Raw genomic sequence first — 26,713 nt, forward strand, 5'->3', positions numbered from 1 at the left:
CGGCGCAATGGTGCGTAGCGTAATGATATGCTTGCTTACGGAAAGCGGGATGCGCTATCCGGTGGCGGCGACGGGGAGAGATGCGGTGGCAGGTCTGTGGTTCGAGGAATTCGTGGTCGGGCAACGTTTCGCGCATGAGGTGCGGCGGACCGTGACCGACATGGACAACATGTTGTTCTCCTCGCTCACCTACAATCCCGCCGCCCTCCACATCGACCACGCCTATGCCGCGACGACCGAGTTCGGCCGTCCGCTGATGAACTCCATCTTTACGCTGGGGCTGGTGATCGGACTGAGCGTGCAGGATACGACGTTCGGCACCACGGTCGCCAACCTCGGCATGACGGACACCACCTTTCCCAAGCCCGTGTTCGCGGGCGACACGATCCGTGCCGAGACGATCGTGAAGGAACTGCGCGCGTCGAAATCGCGCGCCGGGCAGGGGATCGTGACGTTCGAGCATGTCGGCCTGAACCAGCGCGACGAGATCGTCTGCCGCACCACGCGCGCCGCGCTGATGATGGCGAAGCCCGCATGAGCGGCGCGCGCGCCGCGCCGTCGCAGGACGATCTCGACACGATCCGGGAGGGCGTGCGCGCGGTCGTCACGCGGTTCGACGACGAATATTGGCTGGCGCGCGACGACGACGGCGTGTTCCCGCGCGACTTCCACCGCGCGATGGCGGAGGCGGGGTGGCTGGGCATCACCATGCCGGAGGAATATGGCGGGTCGGGCCTCGGCGTGACCGAGGCGGCGGTGATGATGCACGAGGTCGCCAGCCATGGCGGCGGCATGACCGCGGCGTCGACGGTCCATATCAACCTGTTCGGGCCGCATCCGCTGGTGGTGAAGGGCACGCCCGAGCAGAAGGCCCGCTGGGTCCCCCGCCTGATCGCGGGCGAGGATCAGGTGTGTTTCGGCGTGACCGAGCCCAACACCGGGCTGAACACGACGCAGATCAAGACCTTCGCGCAGAAGGTCGACGGCGGCTACCTCGTATCCGGGCAGAAGGTCTGGACCTCGACCGCGCAGGTCGCGAACAAGATCCTGTTGCTGACCCGCACGACGAAGTTCGAGGATTGCGCGCGTCCCACCGACGGCATCACCATCTTCTACACCGACCTCGACCGCGCGAAGATCGACGTCCACCGCATTCCGAAGATGGGGCGCAAGGCGGTCGATTCGAATGCGCTGTTCATCGACGGCCTGTTCGTCCCGGACGAGGACCGGATCGGGGAGGAGGGGAAGGGCTTCGGCTACCTCCTCCACAGCCTGAATCCCGAGCGCGTGCTGATCGCGGCGGAGGCGATCGGGATCGGGCAGGACGCGCTGCGCCGCGCGACGCTATATGCGAAGGAGCGCGTCGTGTTCGATCGACCGATCGGGCTGAACCAGGGGATCCAGCATCCGCTGGCGGAACGCTGGATGTACCTGGAATCCGCGTGGCTGATGGCGATGAAGGCGGCGCAGCTGTACGATGCCGACCTACCGTGCGGGGCGGAGGCGAACAGCGCGAAGTTCCTGGGCGCGCGCGCCGGGCACGACGCGTGCTGGCAATCGATCGCGACGCACGGCGGGTTCGGCTATGCCAAGGAATATCATGTCGAGCGGCTGTATCGGGAGGTCGCGGTGACGCGACTGGCGCCGATCACCGAACAGCTCATCATGAGCTTCATCGCCGAACGCGTGCTGGGCCTGCCGAAAAGCTACTGACGCGCGGTCACTCCGCGGCGAACATCTCCGCCGCGGCGGCGCGGCGCTTGCTCGCGGTCCGCTTGCTGACGGGCTTGTCGGGCAGCGGCGCGGCGACCGGGGGCGCCTTCAACGCCGCGCGAAGATTGACCTTCGCCCGCGCGATGACGTCCGCCGCGGCGGCCAGTTCCTCGTCCGGTATCCCCTCGAACAGGGCCGAATCCAGCTTCTCGCCGACGACCGCGATATGGTCCAGCATGTCGAAGCCCTTGTCGGTGATGAAGATGCGCTTCACCCGCCGGTCGACCTTGTCGGGCGCGCGATATACGAGGCCCGCTTCCTCCAGCCGGTCGATCAGGCCGCCGACGGACACCTTCCCGGTTTCGAGGATATGAGCCAGTTCGGTCTGGATCATGCCGTCGTCGGCGTGGCGGGAGATGTTGCCCAGCGCCCACCATTGCGCGCGCGTGATGCCCAGCGGCTTCAGCGCCTGGTCGAAGAACGTCCGTCGCATCCGCGACACGTCGTGGATCAGGAAGCTGAACTTGGCCCGCGGCGTCGCCTGGCGCATGGAGATACCCCTCGAATACGTACGATAAGCATTCTCACTATGCTGCGGTGCGGTCAAGCGCGGCTAGGCGGTGAAGGACATCGGCAGGCCGGGGCGCGGCCACCGCGCCTTGTACAATCGTCCGGTGCTGGACGCGGTGATCCACGCGTCGCACATCGTGTCGCCGCCGAAGCAGATGTTGGTCGTCGCCAGATCGGGAACGGGCAGGTGCGTCGTGCCGCTGCCGTCCGCGGCGAAGATCGTGATGCCGCCGTTGATGAGCGTCGCGACGCAGATGTCGCCCTGCGCGTCCACCGCCAGGCTGTCGAGCAGCTGGTAACCCGGCAGGGGACCCATCACCTGCCCGGGGGTCCAGATCGTACCGGCCGCGCCGATCTGCCCGGGTGCCACCACGTCGTGGGCCCACAGCCGGCTGGTGATCGTCTCCGCGACGTACAGGCGGCGCTGGTCGGGGGACAGGCCGATGCCGTTGGGACTGTGCATCCCGTCCCGAACGGTGCGGATCGCGGAGCCGTCCGGCAGGGCGTAATGGATCGCGCCGACGTCGTGCGCGTGGTTCGCGGTGCGCCCCATGTCGGTGAACCACATCCCGCCGTGCGCGTCGAAGACGATGTCGTTGGGGCTGCTGAGCGCGCGCCCGTCGCTGTGGGTGTAGAGCGTGGCGACCGCCCCGGTGGCCAGGTCCACGCGCTGGATCGACCCGCCGGTGTAATCGGCCGCGGAACCGACCGGGATCGAGCCGCCATCGGGCGCGTCGACGAACGCCATCCCGCCGTTGTTGCACACGTACAGCGCGCCGTCCGGGCCGATCGCCGCGCCGTTGGGGCCGCCGTCCACCTCCGCCACCGTCGTGCGCGTGCCATCCGGCGCGATGCGCGAGATGCGCTTGCTGCGGATCTCGACCAGCACGATCGATCCGTCGCGCATCCACACCGGTCCTTCCGGGAAGCCCAGTCCGTCGCAGACGAGGTCGAGGGCCAGCGTGCCCGTGCGATGTTCCATTACGGGTTCATCCAGGTGTCGCGGTCCATGCCCGCATTGCCGCGGGCGTGGCGCAGGATATGGTCGATGCGCGGGCCGATGTCGGTCGGGTCCTGCGACGCCGCGGTGACGGGGCCGTGCTGCCACCCCTCCGCCACGCCGAAGCCATAGCCCCATGCCTCGAACACGCGCCCGCTGACATGCGCCGATTCCGCGCTGGCCAGCCAGGTGACGAGCGCCGCGACCCAGTCGGGGCTGCGTTTCACGCGCTCCTCGTCGGTCCATTCCTTCAGGCCCTCGGTCATGCGCGTATTGGCGCGCGGCGCGATGGCGTTGACGGTCACGCCGATGCGCTGCAACTCGCGCGCCGCGACGATCGTGAATGCCGCGATCCCGCCCTTGGCCGCGGCGTAGTTCACCTGCCCGATATTGCCGAAGATCGCGGAATGCGACGTGGTGTTGATGATCCGCGCGTCGACCGCCTCGCCCGCCTTCGATTTCAGCCGCCAGTGGTTGGCGGCGAAATGGCTGGGCGCGAACGTGCCCTTCAGATGCACCTTGATGACCAGGTCCCAGTCGTCCTCGGTCATGTTGACCATCATCCGGTCGCGCAGGATGCCCGCGTTGTTCACCAAGATGTCGAGCCGCCCGAACCGGTCGACCGCGCCATCGACCATCGCCTGCGCCTGCGTCCAGTCGGACACGTCGGACGTGTCGACCACCGCCTCCCCGCCGGTCGAGAGGATCGCGTCGACCACGTCCTGCGCCGGGCTGGTGTCGCTGCCCGCGCCGTTGGCGGCGGAGCCCAGGTCGTTGACGACCACCTTGGCCCCATGTCGCGCCAGCATCGTGGCATAGGCGCGGCCGACCCCGCGCCCCGCCCCCGTGACCAGCGCCACGCGCCCGTCGCACAATCCCATCGCATCCTCCCGTTATCGCAGGCAGTGTATCGTACGCTACCGCACGATCAAGAGGGTTCGTGCAGCCGGGGGAAACGCGGCTGGTCCACCGCCAGCTTGGCCAGCGTCGTGCGGCGCAGGAAATCCGCGACTCCCGGCGATCCGATATCCAGCGACCGGTCCGCAAGGCGACGCGCCAGGTCGACGTTCAGCGCGCGCAGGTCGTCGTCCGTGCCCAGGATCGCGCGCAGCGATGCGACCTCCGCCGCATCGTCCGCCGGCGCCGCGCGGATCTCCCGCGCGGCGATCGCGACGAGGCTGGCCGCGATCCGCGCCTGATACGCGAGCGCGCCGTCCAGCTCCGGCACGATCGCGGTACGCAACAGGTCGCCGACGATGTCGAGCAAAGCGGCGGCGTCCGGCGGATCGTGCATCATGCGCCTTCCGTCATGGCGTGGAGCAGGTCCAGTTCCGCCTCCGACGCGCGGCGTCCGACCGCGGCGCGCTCGATCGATCGGTCGCCGTTCAGGAACGCCTCCGCCATCGCCATGCACGTCAGCCCCCAGCGAAGGATGCCGCGCACCTCCCAGAATCTCAGCCGCGCCGGATCGACCGCGCGTCCATAGCCCGCGAGCAACCGCTCCCGCGTCCCGAACCCGCCGACGGGCAGGTCCGGCCGCCCGAAACGCCAGCTGGGCATGCACAGCCAGCCGAGGTCGTCCACCGGGTCGCCGAGGTGACAGGCTTCCCAGTCGAGCACCGCGACGAGGCGGTCGGGTTCGAGCAGGAAATTGCCGTTGCGAAAGTCGCCATGGACCAGCTGCGGCACGGTGGCCGGGGGACAGCGGTCGCGCAGCCATGCCAGCGCGGCCTCGAACACGGGGCGCGGCTCGCCGAACGACCGCAACTGCCCCTCCAGCTGGTCGAGCGACCGGGCGGGCGACCTGACCGGGAGCGGGGGGAGGGAGGCGGGCGGGGTCGCGTGGATCGCCGACAGGATCGCGCCGCACCGGTGCGCCAGTCCGTCGCGGATCCCCGCGAAGCGCGGGTCGGCGACGATGCGCTTGCCCAGCGCCTCGCCCGGCATCCGCACGGAAACGAACCCGCGGCCGAGGCCGTCGTCGGGCGTCAGGACGGCGGCGACCGGCGCCACCGGCACGCCCTGCGCCGCGACGGCCCCGATCACCGCCGCCTCCGTCTCCGGCGCGATCGTCCCCATCTTGTCGAACATCGCTCCCCCCGGGGCGCGCCGCAGGACGTAGCCGCGGTCGCCGACGTCGAACGACCACAATTGCTGGCTCGCCCCGCCGGTCAGCCGCCGCAGATGCGCGATCGGCCCGCCCAGCACGCGCCGGGCGAAGGCGTCCAGTCCGGTTTCGAATGCGCGATCATGCTCCACGCGCGCATCAAACCGGTAAGCTTCATTATCGTCAATATTATTATCGTTCGCCCTTGACCCCGACCCGCGATGATCCATAAGCGGATGGTACGCTACCGTCCTAAACGGGACGCGGGCCGGGAGATGGGAATGGCGGGACTGCTCGAAGGCAAGGTGGTGATCGTGACCGGCGGCGGCCGCGGCGTCGGACGCGGCATCGCGCTGGAGGCGGCGCGCGCCGGCGCCGCGGTGGTGGTGAACGACCTCGGCGTCTCCCCCACCGGCGACGCTTCGTCCGAAACGCCCGCGGAGGAAGTCGCGCGCGAGATCACCGCCGCGGGCGGTCGCGCGGTCGCCAGTACCGATACCGTCGCGACCTATGACGGCGCGCTGAAGATCGTCGCCTGCGCGATGGACAGCTTCGGCCGCGTCGACGGCGTCGTGAACAATGCGGGTATCCTGCGCGACGCGATCTTCCATAAAATGGACCCGGACGACTTCGACCTCGTCGTCGACGTCAACCTGAAGGGGCCGTTCTACGTCAGCCGCGCCGCCGCGCCGCAGATGAAGGCGCAGGGGTCGGGCGCGTTCGTCCACATGACGTCGTCGTCGGCGCTGATCGGCAACCTCGGGCAGGCCAATTACATGGCGGCGAAGATGGGCGTCGTCGGCCTGTCGACCGCGATCAGCCTGGACATGGAGCGCGCGGGCGTCGTGTCCAACTGCATCGCCCCCTTCGCCTGGACGCGCATGGTGGGCACGATCCCCACCGACACGCCGGAACAGCGGAAACGCGTCGAAGGACTGAAGACGATGGTCCCCGAACGCATCGCGCCGCTCGCGGTCGCGCTGATGAGCGATGCCGCGCGCGCGGCGAAGGTGAACGGCCAGATCTTCGGCGTGCGCAACAACGAGATCTATTTCTTCAGCAAGACGCGGCCGGTGCAGATCATGCACACCGCCGACGGCTGGACCCCCCAGGGCGTGCTCGATCGCGCGATCCCCGCCTTCGCCCCCGCCTTCCTGCCCCCGACCCGCTCGGGACAGGTGTTCAGCTGGGATCCGGTGTGATGGCCTATGGCATCACCGGCATCGGCGCCTATGTCCCGCGCCTGCGCCTGGAACGCGCCGCGATCGCGGACGCGCACGCGTGGATGAGCCCGTCGCTGCGCGCGGGCGGCAAGGGCACGCGCGCCTTCTGCTCCTGGGACGAGGACAGCGTGACGATGGCGGTGGAAGCCGCGCGCGACTGCCTGACCGGGCAGGATCGCGACGCGATCCGCAGCGTCCGGCTGGCGTCGACCACCTTCCCCTACGCCGATCTGTCGAACGCGGTCATCGTCGCCTCCGCGCTGGGGCTGGGCCATGACGTCGCGGTGTCGAACGCCGCGGGATCGCAGCGCGCCGGGACGACGGCGCTGTTGCAGGCGCTGGAGGGCGGGGAGCCCGCACTGGTGATCGCGAGCGAGAAGCCCGCGGCCCTGCCGGCCAGCGTCGCCGAACTGTCGACCGGCGCGGGTGCGGGCGCGGTGACGCTGGGCCACGCGGGCGTCGTCGCCACGTTGCTCGGATCGGCGACGCGTGCGGTGCATTTCGTCGACCGCTTCCGCGCCGCCGACGCCCCCGACGATTATGCGTGGGAAGAACGCTGGATCCGCGACGAGGGCTATTCGAAGATCGTGCCGGAAGCGGTCGGCGCGGCGCTGGCGGCGGCGGGCCTCACCGGCGCGGATGTCGCGCATCTGATCCTGCCGTCGCCGATCCGCGGCATCGCCGCGACGATCGCCAGGCAGACCGGTATCGCGGGCCGGATCGCGGGCGCGTTCGAGGGTGCGGTCGGCTATTGCGGCGTCGCGCACGGGTTCCTCCTGCTGGCCGAGGTGCTCGAAGCGGCGCAGCCGGGCGAGCGGATCGTGATGATCGGCTTCGGCCAGGGCGTCGACGTGCTGGTGCTGGAGGCGACCGCCCTCGTCGCGCAGGCGAGGCGGGGCCGGGGCCTGTCGGGCGCGGTCCGCGACGCGTTGGTGACGCGCGATTATCTGCGCATGCTCAGCTTCTACGATCGCATCAGGCTCGACTGGGGCATGCGCGGGGAAAAGAGCGGGAAGGCGGCGCTGACCGAACACCATCGCGTCGCCGCCCAGATCGACACCTTTACCGGCGGCAAATGCGGCGCGTGCGGGACGGTGCAATTCCCCGTCCTGGCCTATTGCGTGAACCCCGAATGCCGCGCCCCCGCGGCGCAGTTCGCGCCCGCGCCGCTGGCGGACGAGTCCGCGCGCATCTTCACGATCACGTCGGACTGGCTGTCCTACCACCCCGCACCCCCGCTGGCGGTGGGGTTCGTGCAGTTCGACATCGGCGCGCGATTGCTGATGGAGGTGGTCGACGCCACGCCCGAACAGATCGTCGAGGGGCAGCCGCTGCGCATGGTCTATCGCATCAAGGAGCGTGACAGGCTGCGCGGCTTCAACCGCTATTTCTGGAAGGCGACGCCGGTCGCCGCCGCGACGGAGAACGACAATGGCTAGCGGCATCCGCGACAAGGTCGCGATCCTCGGCATGGGCTGCTCGAAATTCGGCGAACGCTGGGACGCGGGCACGCACGATCTGCTGGCGGAGGCGTTCGACGAGGCGTTGCTGGACGCCGGCATCGACCGCAGCGAGATCGAGGCGGCGTGGTACGGCTCCGCGCTCGACAACGTCAACGTCGGCAATTCCGCCATTCCCGCCTCGGTCGCGCTCCGTCTCGACGGCATCCCGGTCACGCGGCTGGAGAATATGTGCGCGACCGGCACCGAAACGCTGCGCGGCGCGGCCTATGCGGTGGCGTCGGGCGCGTGCGACATCGCGCTGGCGATCGGGGCGGAGAAGCTGAAGGATACCGGCTACGGCGGGTTGCCCAGCCCGTACAAGGGCACGTTCAACGACCTGTGGCTGCCCTTGGGATCCGCGCCCGCGGGCTTCGCGCAGCTCGCCGGCGGTTACCGCGCGAAACATGGCATTTCGAAGGAGGACCTGAAGAAGGCGATCGGCCACGTTTCGTGGAAGAGTCACCAAAACGGGCAATATTCGCCCAAGGCGCACCTGCGCAAACCCGTGTCGATGGACACGATCCTGAACGCGCCGATGATCGCGGAGCCGCTGGGGCTGTTCGACTGCTGCGGCGTGTCCGACGGCGCGGCGGCGGCGATCGTCACCACGCCCGACATCGCGCGCGCGCTGGGGAAGAAGGATATCGTCACGATCAAGGCGATCCAGCTGTCGATCAGCTCGGGGCGGGAATCGACCATGTCCGACTGGGACGGCAGCCATGTCCGCAACACCCGCAACGCTGCGAAGCGCGCCTATGCCGAGGCCGGTATCGCCGATCCGCGCCGCGACCTGTCGATGATCGAGGTGCACGACTGTTTCTCGATCACCGAATTCGTGACGATGGAGGACCTCGGCATCTCGCCGGAGGGCGGCGCGGCGAAGGACGTGCTCGACGGCTTCTACGATCGCGACGGGCAGGTGCCGTGCCAGATCGACGGCGGGCTGAAATGCTTCGGCCATCCGATCGGCGCGTCGGGACTGCGCATGGCGTACGAGACGTACAACCAGTTGCTCGGCCGCGCGGGCGAACGGCAGCGCGGCGACGTGAACCTGGGGCTGACGCACAACCTGGGCGGCGTGCCGTATCAGGGGATCGCCGCGATCTCGATCCTCGGGCGGCTGTGACCGATACGCTCGACCGAATCGGCGACGTGTGGGAAGGGCATGCGGTGGATGTCGCCGCGCTCGACCGCTATTGCCGCGCGCACCTGGACGGCTTCGCAGGGCCGCTCACGGTCGCGCAATTCCACGGCGGCGCGTCCAATCCTACCTTCCTGCTGACCGACACCGCAACGACCACGCGCTACGTCCTGCGCAAGCAGCCGCCGGGCGCCTTGCTGTCCAGCGCGCATGCGGTCGATCGCGAATATCGCGTCATGCGCGCGCTGGGACCGACCGACGTGCCGGTGCCCGCGATGCTGGCGTGGTGCGGCGAGGCGGGCGTGATCGGCACGCCCTTCTACATCATGCCGTTCGTCGCGGGCCGCATCTACAAGGACAATCACCTCGCCGACATGACCCCGCCCGACCGTCGCGCGGCGTACCGTCAGTTCGCGCAGGTGCTGGCCCGGATCCACGCGGTCGATCCGGCCGCCGTCGGTCTGGCGGACTTCGGGCGCGCGGGCGGTTTCTACACGCGGCAGGTCGCGCGCTGGACGCGCCAGTATCGCGCGGCGGCGACGGAGGTGATCCCGGCGATGGACCGGCTGATCGATCGCCTGCCCGCGCGCATCCCGGCGACCGGGCGCAGCACGATCGTCCATGGCGACTACCGGCAGGAGAACCTGATGTTCGCCCCCGCCGCGCCGCATATCGTGGCGGTATTGGACTGGGAATTGTCGACGATCGGCGACCCGCTGTCGGACCTCGCCTTCTTCTGCCTGTTCCACCACGCGCATTTCACGACCTGGGGCAGCGCGGCGACGATCGACTACGACGCGACCGGCATCCCGCGCGAGGCCGAGTTCGTCGCGGATTATTGCGCCGCCGCCGGCCTCGACGCGATCGACGACTGGGCGTTCCACCTGGGCTTCGCCGCATTCCGGCTGGCGTCGATCGCGCAGGGTGTCCACAAACGCGTCCAGACCGGCGCGGCGCGGGACCGCGAGGGGGCGAACAGCGCGCGCGACTGGGCCGATCTGGCGGTGCGGCTGCTGGACGGGTAAAAAGAAAGCTTGCGAACGATACGCTGGCGTTGTTCTATGCGCGGCGACGGGAGAGGAACATGACCGACCATCTGATCGGCCGGGTCGACGACGGCGTCGGCTCGATCGTGCTGAACCGGCCGGAGGCGATGAACGCCTTCACCGCCGACATGTCGGCCGCGCTGGCGGACATCGTCGACCGCATGGAGCGCGACGACGCCGTGCGCTGCGTCCTGATCCGCGGGGAGGGGAAGAGCTTCACCGCGGGCGGCGATGTGAAGGGTTTCCATGCCGGCCTGACCGAGGACCGCTTCGGCCATGCCGCGAACATGGAGAAACGCGTCGTCACGGGGCATCTGTCGTTCCATCGCCTGCGCCGCATGCCCAAGCCCGTGCTGGTCGCCTATCAGGGCGTCACCGCAGGCATGGGCGTCAGCCTCGTCTGCTGCGCCGATCTGGCGATCGCGGCGGAGGATGCGCAATTGATGCTCGCCTATCGCCACATCGGGCTCAGCGTCGACGGCGGCGTCAGCTATTTCCTGCCGCGCATCGTCGGCGAGCGCCGCGCGTTGCAGATCACGCTGCTGGGCGAGCGGATCGATGCGGCGAAGGCGCTCGACTGGGGTCTTGCCAACTGGGTCGTGCCCGCGGACGAACTGCTCGACCGTGCGACGAGGATCGCGCGCGATCTGGCGCAGGGACCCACCGCCGCGCTCGCCGCGTCGAAGCGGTTGTTGCGCGATTCGATGCAGAGCGGCTGGGACGAACAATCCGCGGGCGAGGCGCACGCCCTGTCGCGCATCGCCGCGACCGACGACCATCTGGAAGGGGTCAGCGCCTTCGTCGAGAAGCGCAAACCCCGCTTCACCGGACGCTGATCGTGGTCGGCCAGATCGCCGACATCGTCGCCCCGCACGGCGGCGTCGACCGCGCGAAGATCGCGATCGTGTTCGAGGATCAGCGCATCACCTATGCCGATCTCGACCGTCGCGCCGACGTGCTGGCGAACATCCTGATCGCGCGCGGGGTGAAACCCGGCGACCGGGTCGGCATCCTGTCGAAGAACAACCCCGGCTACGTCGACACGATCATGGCGGTGTCGCGCGCGGGCGCGATCCTGGTTCCGCTCAACTGGCGCCTGTCGCCGGTCGAGCTGGGCTGGATCGTCCGCGACAGCGCGCCTGCGCTGCTGGTGGTCGAACACGGGCTGGAGGCGCTGGTCCCGGCCGAGGTGGACGTGCCGGTGCTGGGGTTCGAGGATCGCGGCGGCGTGCACTGGGACGACGCGCCCGGCGCGGACACGCCGCCCGGCGTGACGGTCGCGCCGGACGACGTGGCGATGCTCGTCTACACCTCGGGCACCACCGGCCATCCGAAGGGCGCGATGATCGCGCACCGAAACTTCGCCCGCCACGTCGGGCTGGACACCACGCCCGATCGCTGGACCGGCATCGACCGCGACGAGGTGTGCCTCGTCGTCCTGCCGCTGTTCCATGTCGGCGGGCTGGAACTGCTGCTGCGCCCCTTGTTCACCGGCGCGACCGTGGTGCTGCATCGCGAGGTCGACCTGGCGCTGATCCTGTCCGACATCGGGCGGCATCGCGTGACCATGGCCGGATTGGTACCCACCGCGTTGCAGATGATGCTGGACCATCCGCAAAGCCACGCGACCGATTTCACGACCCTGCGCAAGTTCCTGTACGGCGCCGCGCCGATCCCGCTGCCGTTGCTGAAACAGGGGCTGGAGCGGATGCGATGCGATTTCGTCGGCACCTACGGCATGACGGAGGCGAACGGCGTCTGCGCCATGCTGTCCCCCGCGGATCATCGCGACAGGGAGGCGGCACGGCTGGCGTCGGTGGGAAAGCCGACGTTCGACGCGCAGCTGCGCATCGTCGATGCCGACGGCAACGACGTGGGCGAGGGCGTGACGGGCGAGATCATGGTCCGCGGATCGGGCGTGATGATGGGTTACTGGCGCAATCCGGAGGCCAGTGCGGAAACGATCGACGCGGACGGCTGGCTGCGATCGGGCGACGCGGGCTATCGCGACGCCGACGGCTATTTGTACATCTGCGACCGCGTGAAGGACATGATCTGCACCGGGGGCGAGAACGTCTATCCGGCGGAGGTCGAAAGCGCGGTGTTCGGCCACCCCGCGGTGGCGGAGGTCGCGGTGATCGGCGTGCCCGACCACCATTGGGGCGAAAGCGTCCGCGCGGTGGTCGTGCCGCGTCCCGGCGCGGAGGTGGACGAGGCGGACGTCATCGCCTGGGCCCGCGCGCGGATCGCGTCGTACAAGGCGCCGCGCTCGGTGCGCGTCATCGATGAATTGCCCAAGAACGCCACCGGCAAGATATTGCGGCGCGCGGTCCGCGCCGCCGCACTGGCCGAGCTCGAAAAGCAGGAGTGACCATGCGCGCCGCCGTTCTCTACCAATCGGGCGAGCCGCTCGTGATCGATACGCTGTCGGTCGACAAGCCCGGCCCGCACGAGGTGCTGATCCGCGTCGCGGCCACCGGGGTCTGCCATTCGGACCTGCACATGGCGGACGGCAGCTTCCCCGCCCCCGTCCCCGCGGTCCTGGGGCACGAAACCGCGGGTGTGGTGGAGGCGGTAGGCGAACATGTCCGCACGGTGAAGGTGGGCGACCATGTCGTCACCTGCGTCTCCGGCTTCTGCGGCCATTGCCAGGACTGCATCACCGGCCACCTGTCGATCTGTCAGGTGAAGGGCGTCGACCGCCCGCGCGGCAGCACGCCGCGGATGACGACCCCCGCGGGAAAGAAGGTGCATCAGGTCGGCGGGCTGGCGGGCTTCGCGGAACAGATGCTGGTGCACGAGAAATCGTGCGTCGCGATCCGCCCCGACATGCCGCTCGACCTTGCCAGCGTCATCGGCTGCGCGGTGACGACGGGCTATGGCGCGGTGGTGAATACCGCGGCCATCAAACCCGGATCGACCGTCGCCGTCATCGGTTGCGGCGGCGTCGGGTTGATGATCGTCAACGCCGCGCTGATCGCGGGCGCGGCGCGGATCATCGCGATCGACCGCGTACCCGCCAAGCTGGCGATGGCGCGCGACATGGGCGCCACCGACGTGGTGGAGGCGACCGGGGATGTCGTGGCCGAGGTCGTCGAGATGACGAAGGGCGGCGTCCACTACAGCTTCGAGGCGATCGGCCTGAAGCCCACGGTGGAGCAGGCGTTCCGGATGCTGCGCCCCGGCGGCACCTGCACCGTCGTGGGGGTGGCGCCGGTCGGGACCAGTTTCGACATCGGCGCGATGGACCTGCTGCTGGAACGCCGGTTGCAAGGCTCGTTCATGGGATCGAACCATTTCCCGATCGACATGCCGCGGCTGGTCGACCTGTACATGCAGGGTCGGCTGAAGCTGGACGCCCTGGTGTCGCGCCGCATCGCGCTGGAGCAGGTGAACGAGGCGTTCGCGGAACTGAAGACGGGGCAGCTCGCGCGGTCGGTCATTACGTTCTGACCGCCGCGTGACGATCAGGCGGCCAGCGCGTCGTACAACAGCTCCCGCCACGCCTGCGGTCCGCCCAGGTTGAGCGACAGATGGTGCGCGCGGCGGTAGAACAGATGCGCGTCATGCTCCCACGTGAAGCCGATCGCGCCGTGCAGGTGGATCATCTCCTTCGCCGCCTGCCAATACGCCTCGCTCGCCGCGATGCGCGCCGCGGCGGCGGCCTGCACCAGCATCGCGGGCGCGCACTCCGCCGCCCATGCCGCGTGATAGGCGTGGCTGCGCGCGATTTCGTTCGCGGTGAAGATATCGGCCAGTTTGTGCTTCACCGCCTGGAACCGCCCGATCGGCCCGCCGAACGCCTCGCGCTCCTTCACATATGCGACCGTCAGGGACAGGCAGCGGTCCGCGCCGCCGACCTGTTCGAAGGCATAGGATACCGCCGCGCGTGCCAGCAGCTCCTGCCGGCTGTCCGCACCCGACGATGCCAGTCGCTCGACCGGCGCATCCGCGAACGCGAGTGCGGCGACGTCGATCGACCCGTCGATCGCCTCCAGCGCGGTGCGCGTGACCGTCGGCGTGGCGAGGACGCAAAGGAACAGCGCGGGGCCGCGCTCGTCGGTCGCCGCCACGACCGCGTGCGTCGCGATCCCCCCGTCGATCACGGGCCGGAAACTGCCCGATAGCCGCCCGTCGCGGACGCGCGGCGGGTCGCCGTCGTCGAACGGCGCCGCGCATCCGATCACCTCGCCCCGTACGATGCCGGGGAGGATCGCGGCGCGCTGCGCGGGCGACCCGAACCGCGCCACCGCCTCCGCCAGCAGATAGAGCGTCGATCCGAACGGCAGCGGCGCCAGCGCGGCGCCGATCTCCTCCGCGATCGCGCCGAGATCGACCGGCCCCATGCCGAGTCCGCCATGTTCCTCCGCGATGGTTATCCCCGGCCATCCCTGCGCGGTGATACGACCCCACAAGGCGGCGTCCCATCGCGCCGCGGGATCGTCCAGGACACGCCGCGCCGCCGCGGGCGGGCAGGCGTCGCGCAGGAAGCGCCGCGCCTCGTCACGCAGGTAGCGCTGATCCGCGCTGTAATCGAAATCCATCGCGTACGATCCGATCGGTTGATTAAAGTACGCAACCTCACTACCATCGCCGCAGGAGGATGCAAATGGTCGAACGGGGCAGCAATTCAGGCGATTTCTCGATCCCGCGGGACCTGTTCTCGCCCGAGCACGAACAATATCGCGCCAGCGTTCGCCGCTTCGTGGAATCCGAGCTGGTGCCCCACCACGACGCCTGGGAAAAGGCGGGCATCGTCCCGCGCGACGTCTGGCGCCGGGCGGGGGAGATCGGGATGCTCTGCCCCTCCATCCCGGAGGAATATGGCGGGTTCGGCGGCGACTGGCTCTACAATGTCGTCGTGATCGAGGAATTGTGGCGCCACGGCATCAGCGGCCCCGGCTTCATGGTCCATTCCGACCTGTGCGCGCCCTATATCCTGGCCTGGGGCAGCGAGGAGGTGAAGCAGCGCTACCTGCCGAAGATGGTGACGGGCGAGATCATCGGCGCGCTCGGCATGACCGAGCCGGGGGCGGGGAGCGACGTGAAGACGATCCGCACCCGCGCGGTAAGGGAAGGCGACGACTACGTCATCGACGGGCAGAAGGTGTACATCTCCAACGGCCAGCTGGCCGACATCGTCGTGACCGCGTGCAAGACGGATCCCGACGGCGGCGCACGCGGCGTCAGCCTGATCGTCGTGCCGACCGACACCCCCGGCTTCGCGCGCGGGCGCAACCTCGACAAGATCGGGATGAAGGCACAGGATACGTCGGAACTGTTCTACGCCGCCGTCCGCGTCCCCGCCGGCAACCTGCTGGGCGGGGAGGGGCGCGGCTTTTCGATGATGATGACGAAGCTGGCGCAGGAACGACTGGCGCAGGCGGTGCGCAGCGCGGTGGTGTGCGAACAGGCGATCCAGTGGACCGTGGCCTACACGCGCGAACGCAAGGCGTTCGGCGGCACGATCGCGGATTTCCAGAACACGCAATTCACGCTTGCCACGCTGGCGACCGAAACCATGGCGGCGCGCGTCTTCACCGACTGGTGCATCAAACGCTTCCTGGACGGCGAACTGTCCGCGGTCGACGCGGCGAAGGTGAAGCTGCTGGTCACCGACCTGCATTGCAAGGTCGTCGACCAGTGCCTGCAATTCTTCGGCGGCTACGGCTACATGACCGAATATCCGATCGCGCGCGCCTATGTCGACGCGCGGATCACGCGGATCGCGGGCGGCGCGGCGGAGGTGATGAAGCAGATCATCGGCCGCGACCTGTTCGAGAATGCGGCATGAACTTCGACGATACGCCCGACGAGGCCGCATACCGGGCGCAGGTGCGCGGCTGGATCGCGGCGAACCGCATTCCCGTCCCCGCCACGCGCCGCCACCGCCATGCGACGCCCGAATGGCTCGACATCGCGCGGCGCTGGCAGGCGCTTAAGGCCGACGCGGGCTACGTCGGCATCGCCTGGCCCAAGGCATGGCACGGCACCGATCCCGCACCCGAAGGGACGGTCGCGCAACAGATCATCTTCGACCAGGAGGAAGCCGCCGCGGGGCTGCACTTCGCCTTTTTCGAGATCGGCCTCGGCCTGTGCGTTCCCACCGTCGCCAGCTTCGCGGATCAGGCGACGGTCGACCGCATCGCCCCGCCCGCCAAACGCGGGACGCAGATATGGTGCCAGCTCTTTTCCGAGCCCTCGACCGGGTCGGACCTGGCCGCGGTCCGCACCCGCGCGGTCCGCGACGGCGACGACTGGATCGTCGACGGGCAGAAGGTGTGGACGTCGGGCGCGCAGTACAGCGACTATGCCATCCTGCTGACGCGCACCGATCCCGACGCGCCAAAGCATCGCGGCATGACGATGTTCTGGCTCGACCTGACGGCACCGGGGGTCGAGGTGCGCCCGATCCGGCAGATGTCGGGGGTCGCCAATTTCAACGAGGTGTTCCTGACCGGGGTGCGCATCCCGGATACGCAGCGGCTGGGCGCGGTCGACGCGGGCTGGGGTACCGCGATGACGACGCTGATGAACGAGCGCGTCTCGATCGGCGATGTCGGCGGGCCCGACGTGGCGACCGCGATCCGCCTGCTCGGCAGCGACGACCGCACGGTCCGCGCGACCCTCGTCGACCGGTTCATCCGGGCGGAGGGTATCCGCCTGACGCGCAGCCGCCTGCTGACCGCCATTTCGCGCGGGGAGAAGCCGGGGCCGGAGAATGCGATCACGAAGCTCGTCGCCGCGAACGAGATGCAGGGACTGGCGCGCGACGTGCTGCTGGCGCGCGGACCGATGGGGCTGGTGGTCGAACGCGGCGACGACGCCGCGGAGGGCATCTTCCACGACAGCCTGACATGGGCGCCGGGATACCGGATCGCGGGCGGCGCGGACGAGATATTGCGGACCGTCATCGCGGAGCGCGTCCTCGGCCTGCCCGCCGAACCGCGCAGCGACAAGGACCGGCCCTTCCGGCCGGCGAAGGAGGGGGCGTGAACGAACAGGTGCGGCAGGTCGATGCGGTCGTCGTCGGCGCGGGTTTCGCGGGGCTCTACATGCTCCACAGGCTGCGCGGCGACGGGTTCGTGGTACAGGGGTATGAAACCGGCGCCGACGTCGGGGGCACGTGGTTCTGGAACCGCTATCCCGGCGCGCGGTGCGACGTGGAAAGCCTCGACTACAGCTACGGCTTCGACCCCGCGCTTGAACAGGAATGGGACTGGACCGAACGGTTCGCGACCCAACCCGAGATCCTGCGCTACCTGCGTCATGTCGCGGACCGGTTCGACCTGCGCCCGTTGATCCGGTTCGACACGCGCGTCGACCGCGCGGTGTGGGATGCGGACGCGGCGCGGTGGCGGGTGACGACGGATGCGGGCGAGCGCGTCGACGCGCGCTTCCTGATCCTGGCCACGGGCAGCCTTTCCGCCGCCAAGGCGCCCGATATCGCGGGGCTGGACACGTTCGCGGGCCAGGTGCTGCACACCGCCGACTGGCCCGTCGAGGGGGCGGACCTGTCGGGCAGGCGCGTCGGCGTGATCGGCACCGGATCGTCCGCGATCCAGGCGATTCCCCTGATCGCGCAGGATGCGGCGCACCTGACCGTGTTCCAGCGCACGCCCGCCTTCACGGTCCCGGCGCGCAACCGGCCGCTGGCGGCGGAGGAAGTCGCGGCGCGCAAGGCCGGCTATCGCGCGCACCGCCTGGCGGTGCGGCGCACCGTGCCCGGCGTGCTGTGGGAATCGAGCGGAAAGGCCGCTCTCGACCTCGGCGACGAGGAACGCCGCGACCATTACGAGCGCGGGTGGCAGCGCGGCGGCCCGGGCCTTGCCGCCACCGTCACGGATGCGATCGTGGACGAGGCCGCCAATGCCACGCTCGCCGATTTCGTCCGCGAGAAGATCCGCGCGACGGTCGTCGATCCGCAGGTGGCGGAAAGCCTGGTCCCCACGGGCTTTCCGATCGGATCGAAACGGCTGGCGGTCGATACCGATTATTATGCGACCTTCAACCGACCGAACGTCACGCTGAAGGACTTGCGGAAGACGCCGCTGGAGCGGGTGGAGCCGGACGGCATCCGCACGACCGATGGGCTGACCGGACTCGACACGATCGTGCTGGCGACCGGGTTCGACGCGATGACCGGCTCCTTCCTTCGCATCGATATCGACAACGGCGCGGGCCTGACGCTTCGCCGGAAGTGGGCGGAAGGACCGCGCACGTACCTCGGCCTCCTGACCAGCGGCTTTCCCAACCTGTTCTTCATCGCCGGCCCCGGAAGTCCGTCGGTGCTCAGCAACATGGTGCTGTCGATCGAACAGCATGTGGAATGGATCGCCGATCTGCTGACCGCCATGCGCGACCGTGGGCAAACCGTCGCCGACGCGGCAGGGCAAAGCGAGGATGAATGGGTCGCGCGCGTCAACGCCGTGGCGGCCCGTACCTTGTACATGAAGGGCAATTCCTGGTACCTCGGCGCCAATGTCCCCGGCAAACCACGCGTGTTCATGCCATTCATCGGCGGCGTTTCGACGTACCGCGATATCTGCGACGACGTGGCGGCACGGGGCTACGTCGGCATCGAGCTGGTCGGATAAGACGCCGGTGGATGACGGTGGTGCCGACTGTCGATCCTCCTGCGCCCACGAAACCCGCGGGGCGGGCGGCCCGGGGTTGCGGCCGTCCGCGGAACGGCCGCCCGGTCCTCAGCCCTCGATCAGCTTCCGTATCCGGGTCGCCAGGACGTCCATCCCGAACGGCTTCGTCAGGACGTGCATTCCGGCGTCGAGGTGCCCGTGGCTCAGGACCGCGTTCTCCGCATATCCGGTGATGAACAATACCTTCAGCCCGGGCCTGGCGAGGCGCGCCGCGTCCGCGACCTGCCGGCCGTTCAGCCCGCCGGGCAGGCCAACGTCGGTGACCAGAAGGTCGATGCGCGCGTCGGAATGGATGATCGTCAGGCCCGCGGCACCGTCCCCCGCCTCGATCGCGGTATAGCCAAGGTCGGTCAGCACCTCCGCGACGAGCATCCGTACGGTCGGTTCGTCATCGACGACCAGCACGGTCTCCCCCGCCTCCGCGTGCGGTGGTGCGCGATCCTGCGCCGCGGGGTCGGCCCGTGCCGCATCGCCGTGATGGCGGGGAAGGTAGACGCAGACCATCGTGCCCTCGCCCACTTCCGAATAGATCGCGACCGATCCGCCCGACTGTTTGGCGAAGCCGTAGATCATGGACAGGCCCAGACCGGTGCCCTCGCCGATCGGCTTGGTCGTGAAGAATGGGTCGAACGCACGCGCGACCACGTCGGGCGACATGCCCGTGCCCTGATCGGACACGCATAGCGAGATGTACTGGCCGGGATCGACCCCGCGTTCCGTGGCGATGCGATGGTCCATCCAGCGGTTGCAGGTTTCGATCGTGATCGTCCCGCCGTCCGGCATCGCGTCGCGTGCGTTCAGGCACAGGTTCAGGATGGCGTTCTCCAGCTGGCTGGGATCGATCAGGCTGGGCCACAGCCCTGCCGCATTCACCGTCTCCAGCGCGATCGCGGGACCGACGGTGCGGCGGATCAGGTCCTCCATGCCGCTGACCAGTTCGTTCACGTCGGTGGGCGCGGGCGCGAGCGTCTGCCGCCGCGAGAAGGCGAGCAGGCGGTGGGTCAGCGCGGCCGCGCGGTTGGCGGCCCCCTGCGCCGCGCCGACATAGCGTTCGACGTCCGCGATCCGCCCCTGCGCGATGCGGATCTGCATCATTTCCAGGCTGCCCGAAATGCCGGTCAGCAGGTTGTTGAAATCATGCGCCAGGCCGCCGGTCAGCTGTCCCACGGCCTCCATCTTCTGCGCCTGCCGCAGCGCGTCCTGCGCCGCGACCAGATCGGCGGTGCGTTCCAGGACGCGGGTTTCCAGCGTCTCGTTCAACTCGCGCAGCGCGCTTTCGGTGCGCTTGCGCTCGGTCAAGTCCAGCATCGCGCCGATCATCCGGACGGCGACGCCGTCCTCGTCGCGGGAAACATGCCCGCGATCGAACACGTCGGCATGGGTGCCGTCGGCACGACGGAAGCGATATTCGGACGCCCAATGGTCGCTCGCGCCGTCGATGATCGCATGGATGTCGGCGCGTACCCGCTCGCGGTCGTCGGGATGGATGTTGCCGATCCACCAGTCGCCGGTCGGGGCGATCGCGTCGCGGGCGTAGCCGAACAGCACGCACACCGCGTCGTTCCATTCCACGCCGCCGGTGATCAGGTCCCAGTCCCAGATCGCGTCGCTGGTCGCCTTCGCCGCCAGTCGATAGCGCAATTCGGTCTCGCGCAACGCCGCCTCGGCCGCGCGCCGCCGCGTTTCGTCCCGCGCGATCTTGATGAAACCGGTGATCGCCCCCTGAGCGTCGTGCAGCGGCCGGACCGATCCGTTGGCGAAGAACAGGCTGCCATCGCGGCGGACGTGCCACCGTTCGTCGTTGGCGCAACCGGTTTCGCGCGCGGTGACCAGTTCCTGTTCCGGCACCCCGGCGGCGCGGTCCTGCGGCGTGAATAGGATGTCGACGTTCCGGCCCCGGATCTGCGCCGCGGGCCAGCCGAAGACGGTTTCGGCGCCGGGGGTCCAGTCGACGACGCGATTGTGCACGTCGACGGTGAAGATGGAATGATCCTTCACTCCCTCCACGATGCGACGGCTGCGCTCCTCGCTTTCGCGCAGTTCCGCCTGTGCGCGATGCGCTTCGGTCGCGTCCTGCCCCTCGACGAAAATGCCGGTGACGGCGCCCGCCTCGTCCGTGATCGGTTCGTAGATGAAGTCCAGGATCCGCTCGACCCGTTCCCCGTTCTCCCCGTCCAGCCACACGTGCACGTGATCGGCGACGAATCGTTCCCCGGTCCGGTAGACGCGGTCCAGAAGTTCGTTGAATCCCTGGCCCGCCAGTTCGGGGAAGACATCGCGCACCGCCCGCCCGACGAAGGCGCGATCGCCGAACAGCCGGCGGTAGGTGGCGTTGGCGAATTCGTACACGTGGTCCGGCCCGTGCAGGATGGTGATGAACCCCGGCGCCTGTTCGAACAACCGCCGCTGGCGTTGCGTGTCCGCGGCGCGGCGGCGTTCCGCCAGCACCTGATCGGTGATCTCGGTGCAGGCGCAGAACAACCCCTCCACCGTCCCCGCCTCCCCGCGGACGGGGGTGTAGGAAAAGGCGAAATGCGTCTCCTCGACATAACCGCGGCGCCGCATCATCAACGTGATGTCGTCCATGTGGACGGGGACGCCGGCATAGGCCTGTGCGACGATCGGGGTGAGGTCGTCCGCGATTTCCGCCCAGACCTCCATCAGCGGCCGGCCGAGCGCATCGGGATGCTTGTCCGCCAGGATGGCGGCGTAGCCATCGTTGTAGAACAGCGTCTGCGCCTCGCCCCAGGCGACGAACATCGGCTGGTTGGAGCCAAGCACGATGCCCGCCAGCGTCTTCAGCGGGGTCGGCCATGTCGTCGGCGCCCCCAGCGGGGTACGGCCCCAGTCGAGCGCGCGGGCGGCGGCCCCCGTGTGGCCGCCATCGCCGAGAAAACCAGCCATTGTGTATTTCCGATATCGCTGGGGTCGTGGTGGTTCGCGCGGCGCCATATATCGTCGCGACGCCCGGTCACGAGCCTCCAACCGTGGTGCTGCTCATCCCCCGTCCGCGCCGGAACAACACGATGCGCCTGCCCGACACCGCCGTAACCGCCACTTTTCGCCCCTTTTTCAAATACTCAGCGAACGCGGACGGTACAATGTTCCGGCGGACGGGCGGGCGAGCGAAATATAGGCGGCCCGTCCGTCCGCGGACATTCCCGCTGCGCGACCGGCGTCGACCAAGTCTGTCTAACGCTCGGCCGAGCTTGCCAGATCAGCCGGTGGGCACCGATACCCCCGCATATGGATCGTAGATCGTCGGTGGGATCGCGACGGGATTCGGGCGATCGGCAGGAGGGGCGACACCTCGGTACGCCCGTCACGTCGACGATCGCACGATTGAAACTCGTGACGGGTTGCTGCTGAAGGTCCTACACCTGCGCGGCTTACTGTTCGAGACCGCCGACACGGACGAACTCAGCTATCGCCAGCGCCAGCGCGACGTGATGCTGGAAGCGATCGGCTCGTCCCGATTCGCGGTCTATCATCATATCGTCCGCCGTCGGGTCGATCCTGCCCCCGAAACGCAGTTCGGCGACGCGTTCTTGCGGCGGCTGGTTTGCGGGAACGGAGCATGGCCCCGCGCCCGCCGATGGGGCTTCCTGGGCCCGTGCATCAGCTCCGCCTATGCCCTGGGGACCAAAGCCGCGCGATCACAGGCCGTACCCTTTCCAACGTCCGGAAAAATCGATAGCAAAATTACCGAACATAAGTTCGCAATGTGAACATGAGGGTCGATATGCTGTCGTTAGGTCTGGCAATGGCGCTGAGCGCATCACCGTCCGCGGGCGGCGGCGATATCGCGTCGCATGCCATGCCGGCGATCCTCCCGCTCGAACGACGCGCGGAAACCGAGGACCGCTGGCTCAGGCTGCGGCTGGAGAACGTGCTGCCGACGCTGATGCGCCGCGACAAGGTCCAGATGTGGGTGATCGTCGCGGGCGAGTATAACGAGGATCCCGTGATCGAGACGATGCTGCCCGCGACGTGGCTGCACGCGCGGCGTCGCACGATCCTGGTGTTCTTCGATCCCGGCGCGGGCAAGCCGATCGAGAAGCTGGCCCTCGCGCGCTATCCGGTCGGCGATTTCCAGCCGTCGTGGAACCCCGATGCGCAGCCCGATCAATGGGCCGAACTGGCCAGGATCATCGCCGCGCGCAATCCATCGACGATCGCGCTCAACCGCTCGGAGGATTTCCCGCTCGCCGATGGGCTCAGCGCCACGCATTACGCGGCGATCGTTCGCGCGATCGGCCCCGCCTTCGCCAAGCGCATCGTCAGCCCCGAGCGGCTCGCGCTCGGCTGGCTGGAAACGCGCATTCCGGAGGAGATGGCGACGTATCCGACGATTTCGCGCATCTCGCACGCGATCATCGAGGAGGGCTTCTCCGAACGCGTCATCACGCCGGGGGTGACGACGTCCGACGATGTCGTCTGGTGGTATCGCAACCGGATCAACCAGCTGGGGCTCGACACCTGGTTCCAGCCGAGCGTCGCGATCCAGCGCGCGGACGGCGGCAAGTTCAGCGTGCAGGAGATGGGGCACCGCGGCGACACGATCATCATGCCGGGTGACATGCTGCATGTCGATTTCGGCATCACGTACCTGGGCCTCAACACCGATATCCAGCGGCTCGCCTATGTGCTCAAACCGGGTGAGACCGATGCGCCGAAGGGCCTGCGTGACGGCATGGCGGTCATGAACCGGGTGCGGGCGGCGACGATCACGGCGCTGAAGCCGGGGCGCACGGGCAACGAGGTGCTCGCCGCCGCGCGCCGGCAGGTGGAGGCGGAGAAGATCGACGGCACGATCTATTCGCACCCGATCGGGTTCCACGGCCACGCCGCCGGCGCACCGATCGGTGCGTGGGAAAGCCAGGCCCCGGCACCGCATCGCGGCGAGTATCGCGTCGATCCGAACACCGCCTGGTCGATCGAGCTGAACGCGCAGTACAACGTTCCCGAATGGGGCGGGCAGAAGGTGCGCTTCATGCACGAGGAAAACGGATTTCTCGGGGCGGACGGGACGTTCCGGTTCCTCGATGGCGGGCAGGAACGCTTCATCCTGATCCCGCGCGGATAACCCGAAACGACGTTCGCGCCGAGCCTGTCAGGGCCTGTATCCATTCGTGCGGCAGAATGTGCGGCACGATGGAAGGCAGCCCTTGGACACACTCGGCGCTTGCTTTCGACCGATCGTAACCCCTATCGCGCGCCGATCAGGTGGAACTTGGTCTGCCGCCCGTCGATGTAGCGCACGCTCTTCCCGTCGAAGAACGCATCCTCCTCGCTCTTGAAATCGACGATCTGGCCGCCCCATTCCGGCACCGCGCGGGTCGCCATCAGCTCGATCGACCAGGCGATGTTCGGGCGCAGTTTATACTCGCCGGTGGGCACGAACGTCTGTTCTTCCGACAGTCCGATCGAGCTACCCGCACCATGGCCGTTGTAGCCGATCGGGTGCGAATAGATCGTCGGCTTCAGCCCGGCGGCGATCGCCTTGGCGCGCGCGCGGTTCAGCACCTCGTTCCCGGTCGCGCCGACGCGGAACTCGCTCGTCACGGCATCCTGTACGCGGTTGCTGTCGAGAAGGCCCGCCTTCATCCCGGCTGGCGCGTCCTTCTCGCCATCGCGCAGCACGTAGGCGACGTGCTGCGTATCGGTGCTGAAGCCGAGATACTGGATGCCGAAATCGACGCGCAGCATGTCCCCCTTTTCGATCACGCTCGCCTGTTCGCGCAGCACGCCGGGCACGCCCCTGCGCGTGACCTCGACCGAGGGATGGAACCACGTGGCAAGGCCGAGGTCGGCGACGCGCTGGCGATACCACCAGACGAGATCCTCGTTGGTCGTGACGCCGGGCTTCACCACCGCGGCGGAAAAGCCCTCGCCGATGATGGCGTGCGCGATGCGCACGATGTCGGGATAGACCTTCATTTCCTCGGGCGTGCGCGTTTCCAGCCAGCCGATCGCGAGCGGATAGCCGGGCACGATGCGCGCGCGCATCTCCGGCGTCAGCGCGGCGGTGAGATCGGTGTACTGGCTGTGCGTCAGTCCGTCGGCGAAGGCGGTGAGCGAGGAGATGTTCAGCGCGATCTTCTTCGGGTTTCGCGCCGCGATCAGTTCGCGGACGCGCGCGAACTGATCGGGCTGCGTCGCCATGTCCCACACCGGTTGGTAGAGCGTGCCCATCCCATGCTTGCTGACGACGAGCCGCTCGATCGGCTTGCCGTCGCCCGGATCGAAGAAGATGATGATCGTGCGGCGACGCGCGCGCAGGTTGGTCGCGTTGAGCATCGTCGAGACGACCGGATCCTCGAGATACTCGCGCGCGATCAGCACCCACATGTCGATGCCATTCTCCCGCATCAGTTGCGGCAGCACCGTCTGGAAACGGCGTTCCAGCCACGCATCGCGCAGGCTCGCCTGGTCGCGCACCGTCATGATCTTGGGAAGCGCGGGGGACATCGACCGTTCCTCCTGCGCTGCCGCCGGTTGCGCGCCGACCAGCAGGGCGGCGATCGCGACGCCGTGGCGCAGGCTGTTGGGCAGTGACATGATCTTCCCCTTTTATCCGAACGGCGTGTCGAGCGACGACGGCGGCTGCGTGAAGAAACGCGGACCACGCTCGGTCATGTAGAAGCAATCCTCGATGCGGATGCCGAACCTGCCCGGCAGGTACAGCCCCGGCTCGTTCGAGAAGCACATGCCCGGCGCGAGCAGCGTCGACTCGCCATGGACGAGGTTCACCGGCTCGTGCACGTCGAGGCCGATGCCGTGTCCCGTACGGTGCGACAGGCCGGGCAGCGCGTAGCGCGGGCCGTAGCCGAGGGTTTCGTAATAGCCGCGCACCGCATCGTCCACGCTGCCGGCGGACGCACCGATCTTCGCCGCGTCCATCGCCACCGCCATGCCCTGGCGCATCTGGCCGAACACGCGGCGCTGCTCCGCGGTCGGCTCGCCCCAGACGAAGGTGCGGGAGATATCGGCGACATAGCCGTTCACGGTGCAGGTGCAGTCCATCAGCACCACGGTTCCCGCCGTGAGCTTCAGCCGCTCCTTCGATCCGTGCGGCAACGCGCTGCCCGGCCCGATCTGGGCGCTGCTCGATCCGCGCTGGCCGCCGTGGCGGGCGATCTCGCGCGTCATGATCGCGTTGATGTCGTCGCCGGTCATGCCCGCCCGTACCTGCGCGTGGGTGGCGCGGTATGCGGCGATCATGATGTCATTGGCATGTTGCATCAGCGCAACCTCCGCCGGACTCTTGATCGTGCGCAGCGCGTTCACCGCCGCCGCGCCCGACGTGACCCGAAGCTCGGGCAGCAGGTGACGGACGCCGTCGAGGATGAAGAAACGCGCCGTTTCCTCCACCGCCAGCATGCCGGTGTCGAGGCGGCGTGCCTTCATCCAGTCCGCGATCAGCGCGAAGGGACTGTCGTCCTCCTGCCACACGCGGACCTCGCCGGGCACGTCGAGCATCTCGCGGATCGAGGGTTCCTCGAAGAACGGCGTGACGATCAGCACCGGGCCGTCGGCGGGGATCACCGCGGCGGTGGTACGCTCGCTGCGCCACCAGTCGACGCCGGTGAAATAGGTAAGGCTCGATCCCGCCTCGACGAGCAGCGCCGCCTGGTTGCGGCGCCCGAGCTGTGCCTGCAACCGCGCGAGGCGGGTCATACGCTCCGCGCGGGTTATCGGGGCGGGCGGGGCGGGCATCGCCTGCCCCGCCAGTACGCGCGCGGGCAGCACCG

Annotated in this window: 22 protein-coding genes and 1 pseudogene; 14 read left to right on the top strand and 9 right to left on the bottom strand. The window is 68.6% G+C overall.

What is annotated here, in order from left to right:
- Positions 1–49 precede the first annotated feature (49 nt).
- Both ASG29_RS04215 and ASG29_RS04220 read left to right on the top strand, forming a co-directional pair.
- Entirely contained in the window at positions 50–538 is a 489-nt protein-coding gene (locus tag ASG29_RS04215) for a MaoC family dehydratase (protein WP_414884105.1), read from the top strand.
- Positions 535–1,713: an acyl-CoA dehydrogenase family protein gene (locus tag ASG29_RS04220; RefSeq protein WP_055980465.1), complete on the top strand. Its 1,179-nt coding sequence runs from the start codon at positions 535–537 to the stop codon at positions 1,711–1,713. The genes ASG29_RS04215 and ASG29_RS04220 overlap by 4 nt, the downstream gene beginning before the upstream one ends.
- Positions 1,714–1,720: 7 nt before the next feature.
- On the opposite strand, the gene ASG29_RS04225 is transcribed toward ASG29_RS04220, so the two are convergent.
- The 5 genes from ASG29_RS04225 to ASG29_RS04245 form a co-directional block, all read right to left on the bottom strand.
- Positions 1,721–2,263: a MarR family winged helix-turn-helix transcriptional regulator gene (locus ASG29_RS04225; protein ID WP_055980468.1), complete on the bottom strand. Its 543-nt coding sequence runs from the start codon at positions 2,261–2,263 to the stop codon at positions 1,721–1,723.
- 63 nt (positions 2,264–2,326) lie between these two features.
- Positions 2,327–3,265: an SMP-30/gluconolactonase/LRE family protein gene (locus ASG29_RS04230; protein ID WP_200932350.1), complete on the bottom strand. Its 939-nt coding sequence runs from the start codon at positions 3,263–3,265 to the stop codon at positions 2,327–2,329.
- A complete protein-coding gene (locus ASG29_RS04235) occupies positions 3,265–4,164 on the bottom strand; it encodes an SDR family NAD(P)-dependent oxidoreductase (protein WP_055980471.1) in 900 nt (299 codons plus the stop codon). The genes ASG29_RS04230 and ASG29_RS04235 overlap by 1 nt, the downstream gene beginning before the upstream one ends.
- Before the next feature lie 47 nt (positions 4,165–4,211).
- Positions 4,212–4,580: a DUF6285 domain-containing protein gene (locus ASG29_RS04240; protein ID WP_055980474.1), complete on the bottom strand. Its 369-nt coding sequence runs from the start codon at positions 4,578–4,580 to the stop codon at positions 4,212–4,214.
- A complete protein-coding gene (locus tag ASG29_RS04245) occupies positions 4,577–5,542 on the bottom strand; it encodes a phosphotransferase family protein (protein WP_055980477.1) in 966 nt (321 codons plus the stop codon). The genes ASG29_RS04240 and ASG29_RS04245 overlap by 4 nt, the downstream gene beginning before the upstream one ends.
- Before the next feature lie 129 nt (positions 5,543–5,671).
- On the opposite strand from ASG29_RS04245, the gene ASG29_RS04250 reads away from it, so the two are divergent.
- From ASG29_RS04250 to ASG29_RS04280, 7 genes are read left to right on the top strand one after another with little or no spacing between them, the layout of a single operon-like run.
- On the top strand, positions 5,672–6,592 hold the full coding sequence (locus ASG29_RS04250; RefSeq protein WP_055980876.1) for an SDR family NAD(P)-dependent oxidoreductase: 921 nt from the start codon (positions 5,672–5,674) through the stop codon (positions 6,590–6,592).
- On the top strand, positions 6,592–8,052 hold the full coding sequence (locus tag ASG29_RS04255) for a zinc ribbon domain-containing protein (RefSeq protein WP_055980480.1): 1,461 nt from the start codon (positions 6,592–6,594) through the stop codon (positions 8,050–8,052). The genes ASG29_RS04250 and ASG29_RS04255 overlap by 1 nt, the downstream gene beginning before the upstream one ends.
- On the top strand, positions 8,045–9,241 hold the full coding sequence (locus ASG29_RS04260; RefSeq protein WP_055980483.1) for an acetyl-CoA acetyltransferase: 1,197 nt from the start codon (positions 8,045–8,047) through the stop codon (positions 9,239–9,241). Before ASG29_RS04255 ends, ASG29_RS04260 begins: the two co-directional genes overlap by 8 nt.
- The gene (locus tag ASG29_RS04265) at positions 9,238–10,281 is read left to right on the top strand and encodes a phosphotransferase family protein (protein ID WP_055980486.1); all 1,044 of its coding nucleotides are present in this window, start codon (positions 9,238–9,240) and stop codon (positions 10,279–10,281) included. The genes ASG29_RS04260 and ASG29_RS04265 overlap by 4 nt, the downstream gene beginning before the upstream one ends.
- A 59-nt stretch (positions 10,282–10,340) precedes the next feature.
- Entirely contained in the window at positions 10,341–11,138 is a 798-nt protein-coding gene (locus ASG29_RS04270; protein WP_055980489.1) for an enoyl-CoA hydratase/isomerase family protein, read from the top strand.
- A gap of 2 nt (positions 11,139–11,140) precedes the next feature.
- Positions 11,141–12,673, top strand: a complete 1,533-nt coding sequence (locus ASG29_RS04275; RefSeq protein ID WP_055980491.1) for a long-chain-fatty-acid--CoA ligase — start codon at positions 11,141–11,143, stop codon at positions 12,671–12,673.
- 2 nt (positions 12,674–12,675) lie between these two features.
- Complete coding sequence (locus ASG29_RS04280) at positions 12,676–13,755, top strand: Zn-dependent alcohol dehydrogenase (protein WP_055980495.1); 1,080 nt, start codon at positions 12,676–12,678, stop codon at positions 13,753–13,755.
- Positions 13,756–13,769: 14 nt separating this feature from the next.
- Here the strand turns inward: ASG29_RS04280 and ASG29_RS04285 are convergent, their stop codons facing one another.
- Positions 13,770–14,846: an acyl-CoA dehydrogenase family protein gene (locus ASG29_RS04285; protein ID WP_055980498.1), complete on the bottom strand. Its 1,077-nt coding sequence runs from the start codon at positions 14,844–14,846 to the stop codon at positions 13,770–13,772.
- A 65-nt stretch (positions 14,847–14,911) separates the two neighbouring features.
- On the opposite strand from ASG29_RS04285, the gene ASG29_RS04290 reads away from it, so the two are divergent.
- From ASG29_RS04290 to ASG29_RS04300, 3 genes are read left to right on the top strand one after another with little or no spacing between them, the layout of a single operon-like run.
- On the top strand, positions 14,912–16,096 hold the full coding sequence (locus ASG29_RS04290) for an acyl-CoA dehydrogenase family protein (protein WP_055980501.1): 1,185 nt from the start codon (positions 14,912–14,914) through the stop codon (positions 16,094–16,096).
- Positions 16,093–17,298, top strand: coding sequence for an acyl-CoA dehydrogenase family protein (locus tag ASG29_RS04295; RefSeq protein ID WP_055980504.1), 1,206 nt, complete (start codon positions 16,093–16,095; stop codon positions 17,296–17,298). Before ASG29_RS04290 ends, ASG29_RS04295 begins: the two co-directional genes overlap by 4 nt.
- Positions 17,295–18,899, top strand: coding sequence for a flavin-containing monooxygenase (locus ASG29_RS04300; RefSeq protein ID WP_235532758.1), 1,605 nt, complete (start codon positions 17,295–17,297; stop codon positions 18,897–18,899). The genes ASG29_RS04295 and ASG29_RS04300 overlap by 4 nt, the downstream gene beginning before the upstream one ends.
- A gap of 108 nt (positions 18,900–19,007) precedes the next feature.
- Here the strand turns inward: ASG29_RS04300 and ASG29_RS04305 are convergent, their stop codons facing one another.
- A complete protein-coding gene (locus ASG29_RS04305) occupies positions 19,008–21,863 on the bottom strand; it encodes a PAS domain S-box protein (protein WP_055980507.1) in 2,856 nt (951 codons plus the stop codon).
- A gap of 353 nt (positions 21,864–22,216) precedes the next feature.
- Between ASG29_RS04305 and ASG29_RS17390 the strand changes: the two are divergent.
- Positions 22,217–22,540, top strand: a pseudogene (locus tag ASG29_RS17390) (hypothetical protein); the annotation flags it as partial.
- Positions 22,541–22,776: 236 nt separating this feature from the next.
- Entirely contained in the window at positions 22,777–24,045 is a 1,269-nt protein-coding gene (locus ASG29_RS04315) for a M24 family metallopeptidase (protein ID WP_235532759.1), read from the top strand.
- Positions 24,046–24,167: 122 nt separating this feature from the next.
- Here the strand turns inward: ASG29_RS04315 and ASG29_RS04320 are convergent, their stop codons facing one another.
- Both ASG29_RS04320 and ASG29_RS04325 read right to left on the bottom strand, forming a co-directional pair.
- On the bottom strand, positions 24,168–25,520 hold the full coding sequence (locus tag ASG29_RS04320; RefSeq protein WP_055980515.1) for a M24 family metallopeptidase: 1,353 nt from the start codon (positions 25,518–25,520) through the stop codon (positions 24,168–24,170).
- Positions 25,521–25,532: 12 nt separating this feature from the next.
- A partial coding sequence (locus ASG29_RS04325; protein WP_156457860.1) for a M24 family metallopeptidase occupies positions 25,533–26,713 on the bottom strand: 1,181 nt, incomplete at its 5' end.

The sequence above is a fragment of the Sphingomonas sp. Leaf412 genome (assembly GCF_001425405.1).
GTDB lineage: Bacteria > Pseudomonadota > Alphaproteobacteria > Sphingomonadales > Sphingomonadaceae > Sphingomonas.

Excerpts from the sequence above, each read along its gene's own strand:
- ASG29_RS04215 (WP_414884105.1), top strand. The coding sequence starts at position 50 with ATGCGCTATCCGGTGGCGGCGACGGGGAGAGATGCGGTGGCAGGTCTG.
- ASG29_RS04220 (WP_055980465.1), top strand. The coding sequence starts at position 535 with ATGAGCGGCGCGCGCGCCGCGCCGTCGCAGGACGATCTCGACACGATC.
- ASG29_RS04225 (WP_055980468.1), bottom strand. The coding sequence starts at position 2,263 with ATGCGCCAGGCGACGCCGCGGGCCAAGTTCAGCTTCCTGATCCACGAC.
- ASG29_RS04230 (WP_200932350.1), bottom strand. The coding sequence starts at position 3,265 with ATGGAACATCGCACGGGCACGCTGGCCCTCGACCTCGTCTGCGACGGA.
- ASG29_RS04235 (WP_055980471.1), bottom strand. The coding sequence starts at position 4,164 with ATGGGATTGTGCGACGGGCGCGTGGCGCTGGTCACGGGGGCGGGGCGC.
- ASG29_RS04240 (WP_055980474.1), bottom strand. The coding sequence starts at position 4,580 with ATGATGCACGATCCGCCGGACGCCGCCGCTTTGCTCGACATCGTCGGC.
- ASG29_RS04250 (WP_055980876.1), top strand. The coding sequence starts at position 5,672 with ATGGCGGGACTGCTCGAAGGCAAGGTGGTGATCGTGACCGGCGGCGGC.
- ASG29_RS04255 (WP_055980480.1), top strand. The coding sequence starts at position 6,592 with ATGGCCTATGGCATCACCGGCATCGGCGCCTATGTCCCGCGCCTGCGC.
- ASG29_RS04260 (WP_055980483.1), top strand. The coding sequence starts at position 8,045 with ATGGCTAGCGGCATCCGCGACAAGGTCGCGATCCTCGGCATGGGCTGC.
- ASG29_RS04270 (WP_055980489.1), top strand. The coding sequence starts at position 10,341 with ATGACCGACCATCTGATCGGCCGGGTCGACGACGGCGTCGGCTCGATC.
- ASG29_RS04280 (WP_055980495.1), top strand. The coding sequence starts at position 12,676 with ATGCGCGCCGCCGTTCTCTACCAATCGGGCGAGCCGCTCGTGATCGAT.
- ASG29_RS04285 (WP_055980498.1), bottom strand. The coding sequence starts at position 14,846 with ATGGATTTCGATTACAGCGCGGATCAGCGCTACCTGCGTGACGAGGCG.
- ASG29_RS04290 (WP_055980501.1), top strand. The coding sequence starts at position 14,912 with ATGGTCGAACGGGGCAGCAATTCAGGCGATTTCTCGATCCCGCGGGAC.
- ASG29_RS04295 (WP_055980504.1), top strand. The coding sequence starts at position 16,093 with ATGAACTTCGACGATACGCCCGACGAGGCCGCATACCGGGCGCAGGTG.
- ASG29_RS04305 (WP_055980507.1), bottom strand. The coding sequence starts at position 21,863 with ATGGCTGGTTTTCTCGGCGATGGCGGCCACACGGGGGCCGCCGCCCGC.
- ASG29_RS04315 (WP_235532759.1), top strand. The coding sequence starts at position 22,777 with ATGCCGGCGATCCTCCCGCTCGAACGACGCGCGGAAACCGAGGACCGC.
- ASG29_RS04320 (WP_055980515.1), bottom strand. The coding sequence starts at position 25,520 with ATGTCACTGCCCAACAGCCTGCGCCACGGCGTCGCGATCGCCGCCCTG.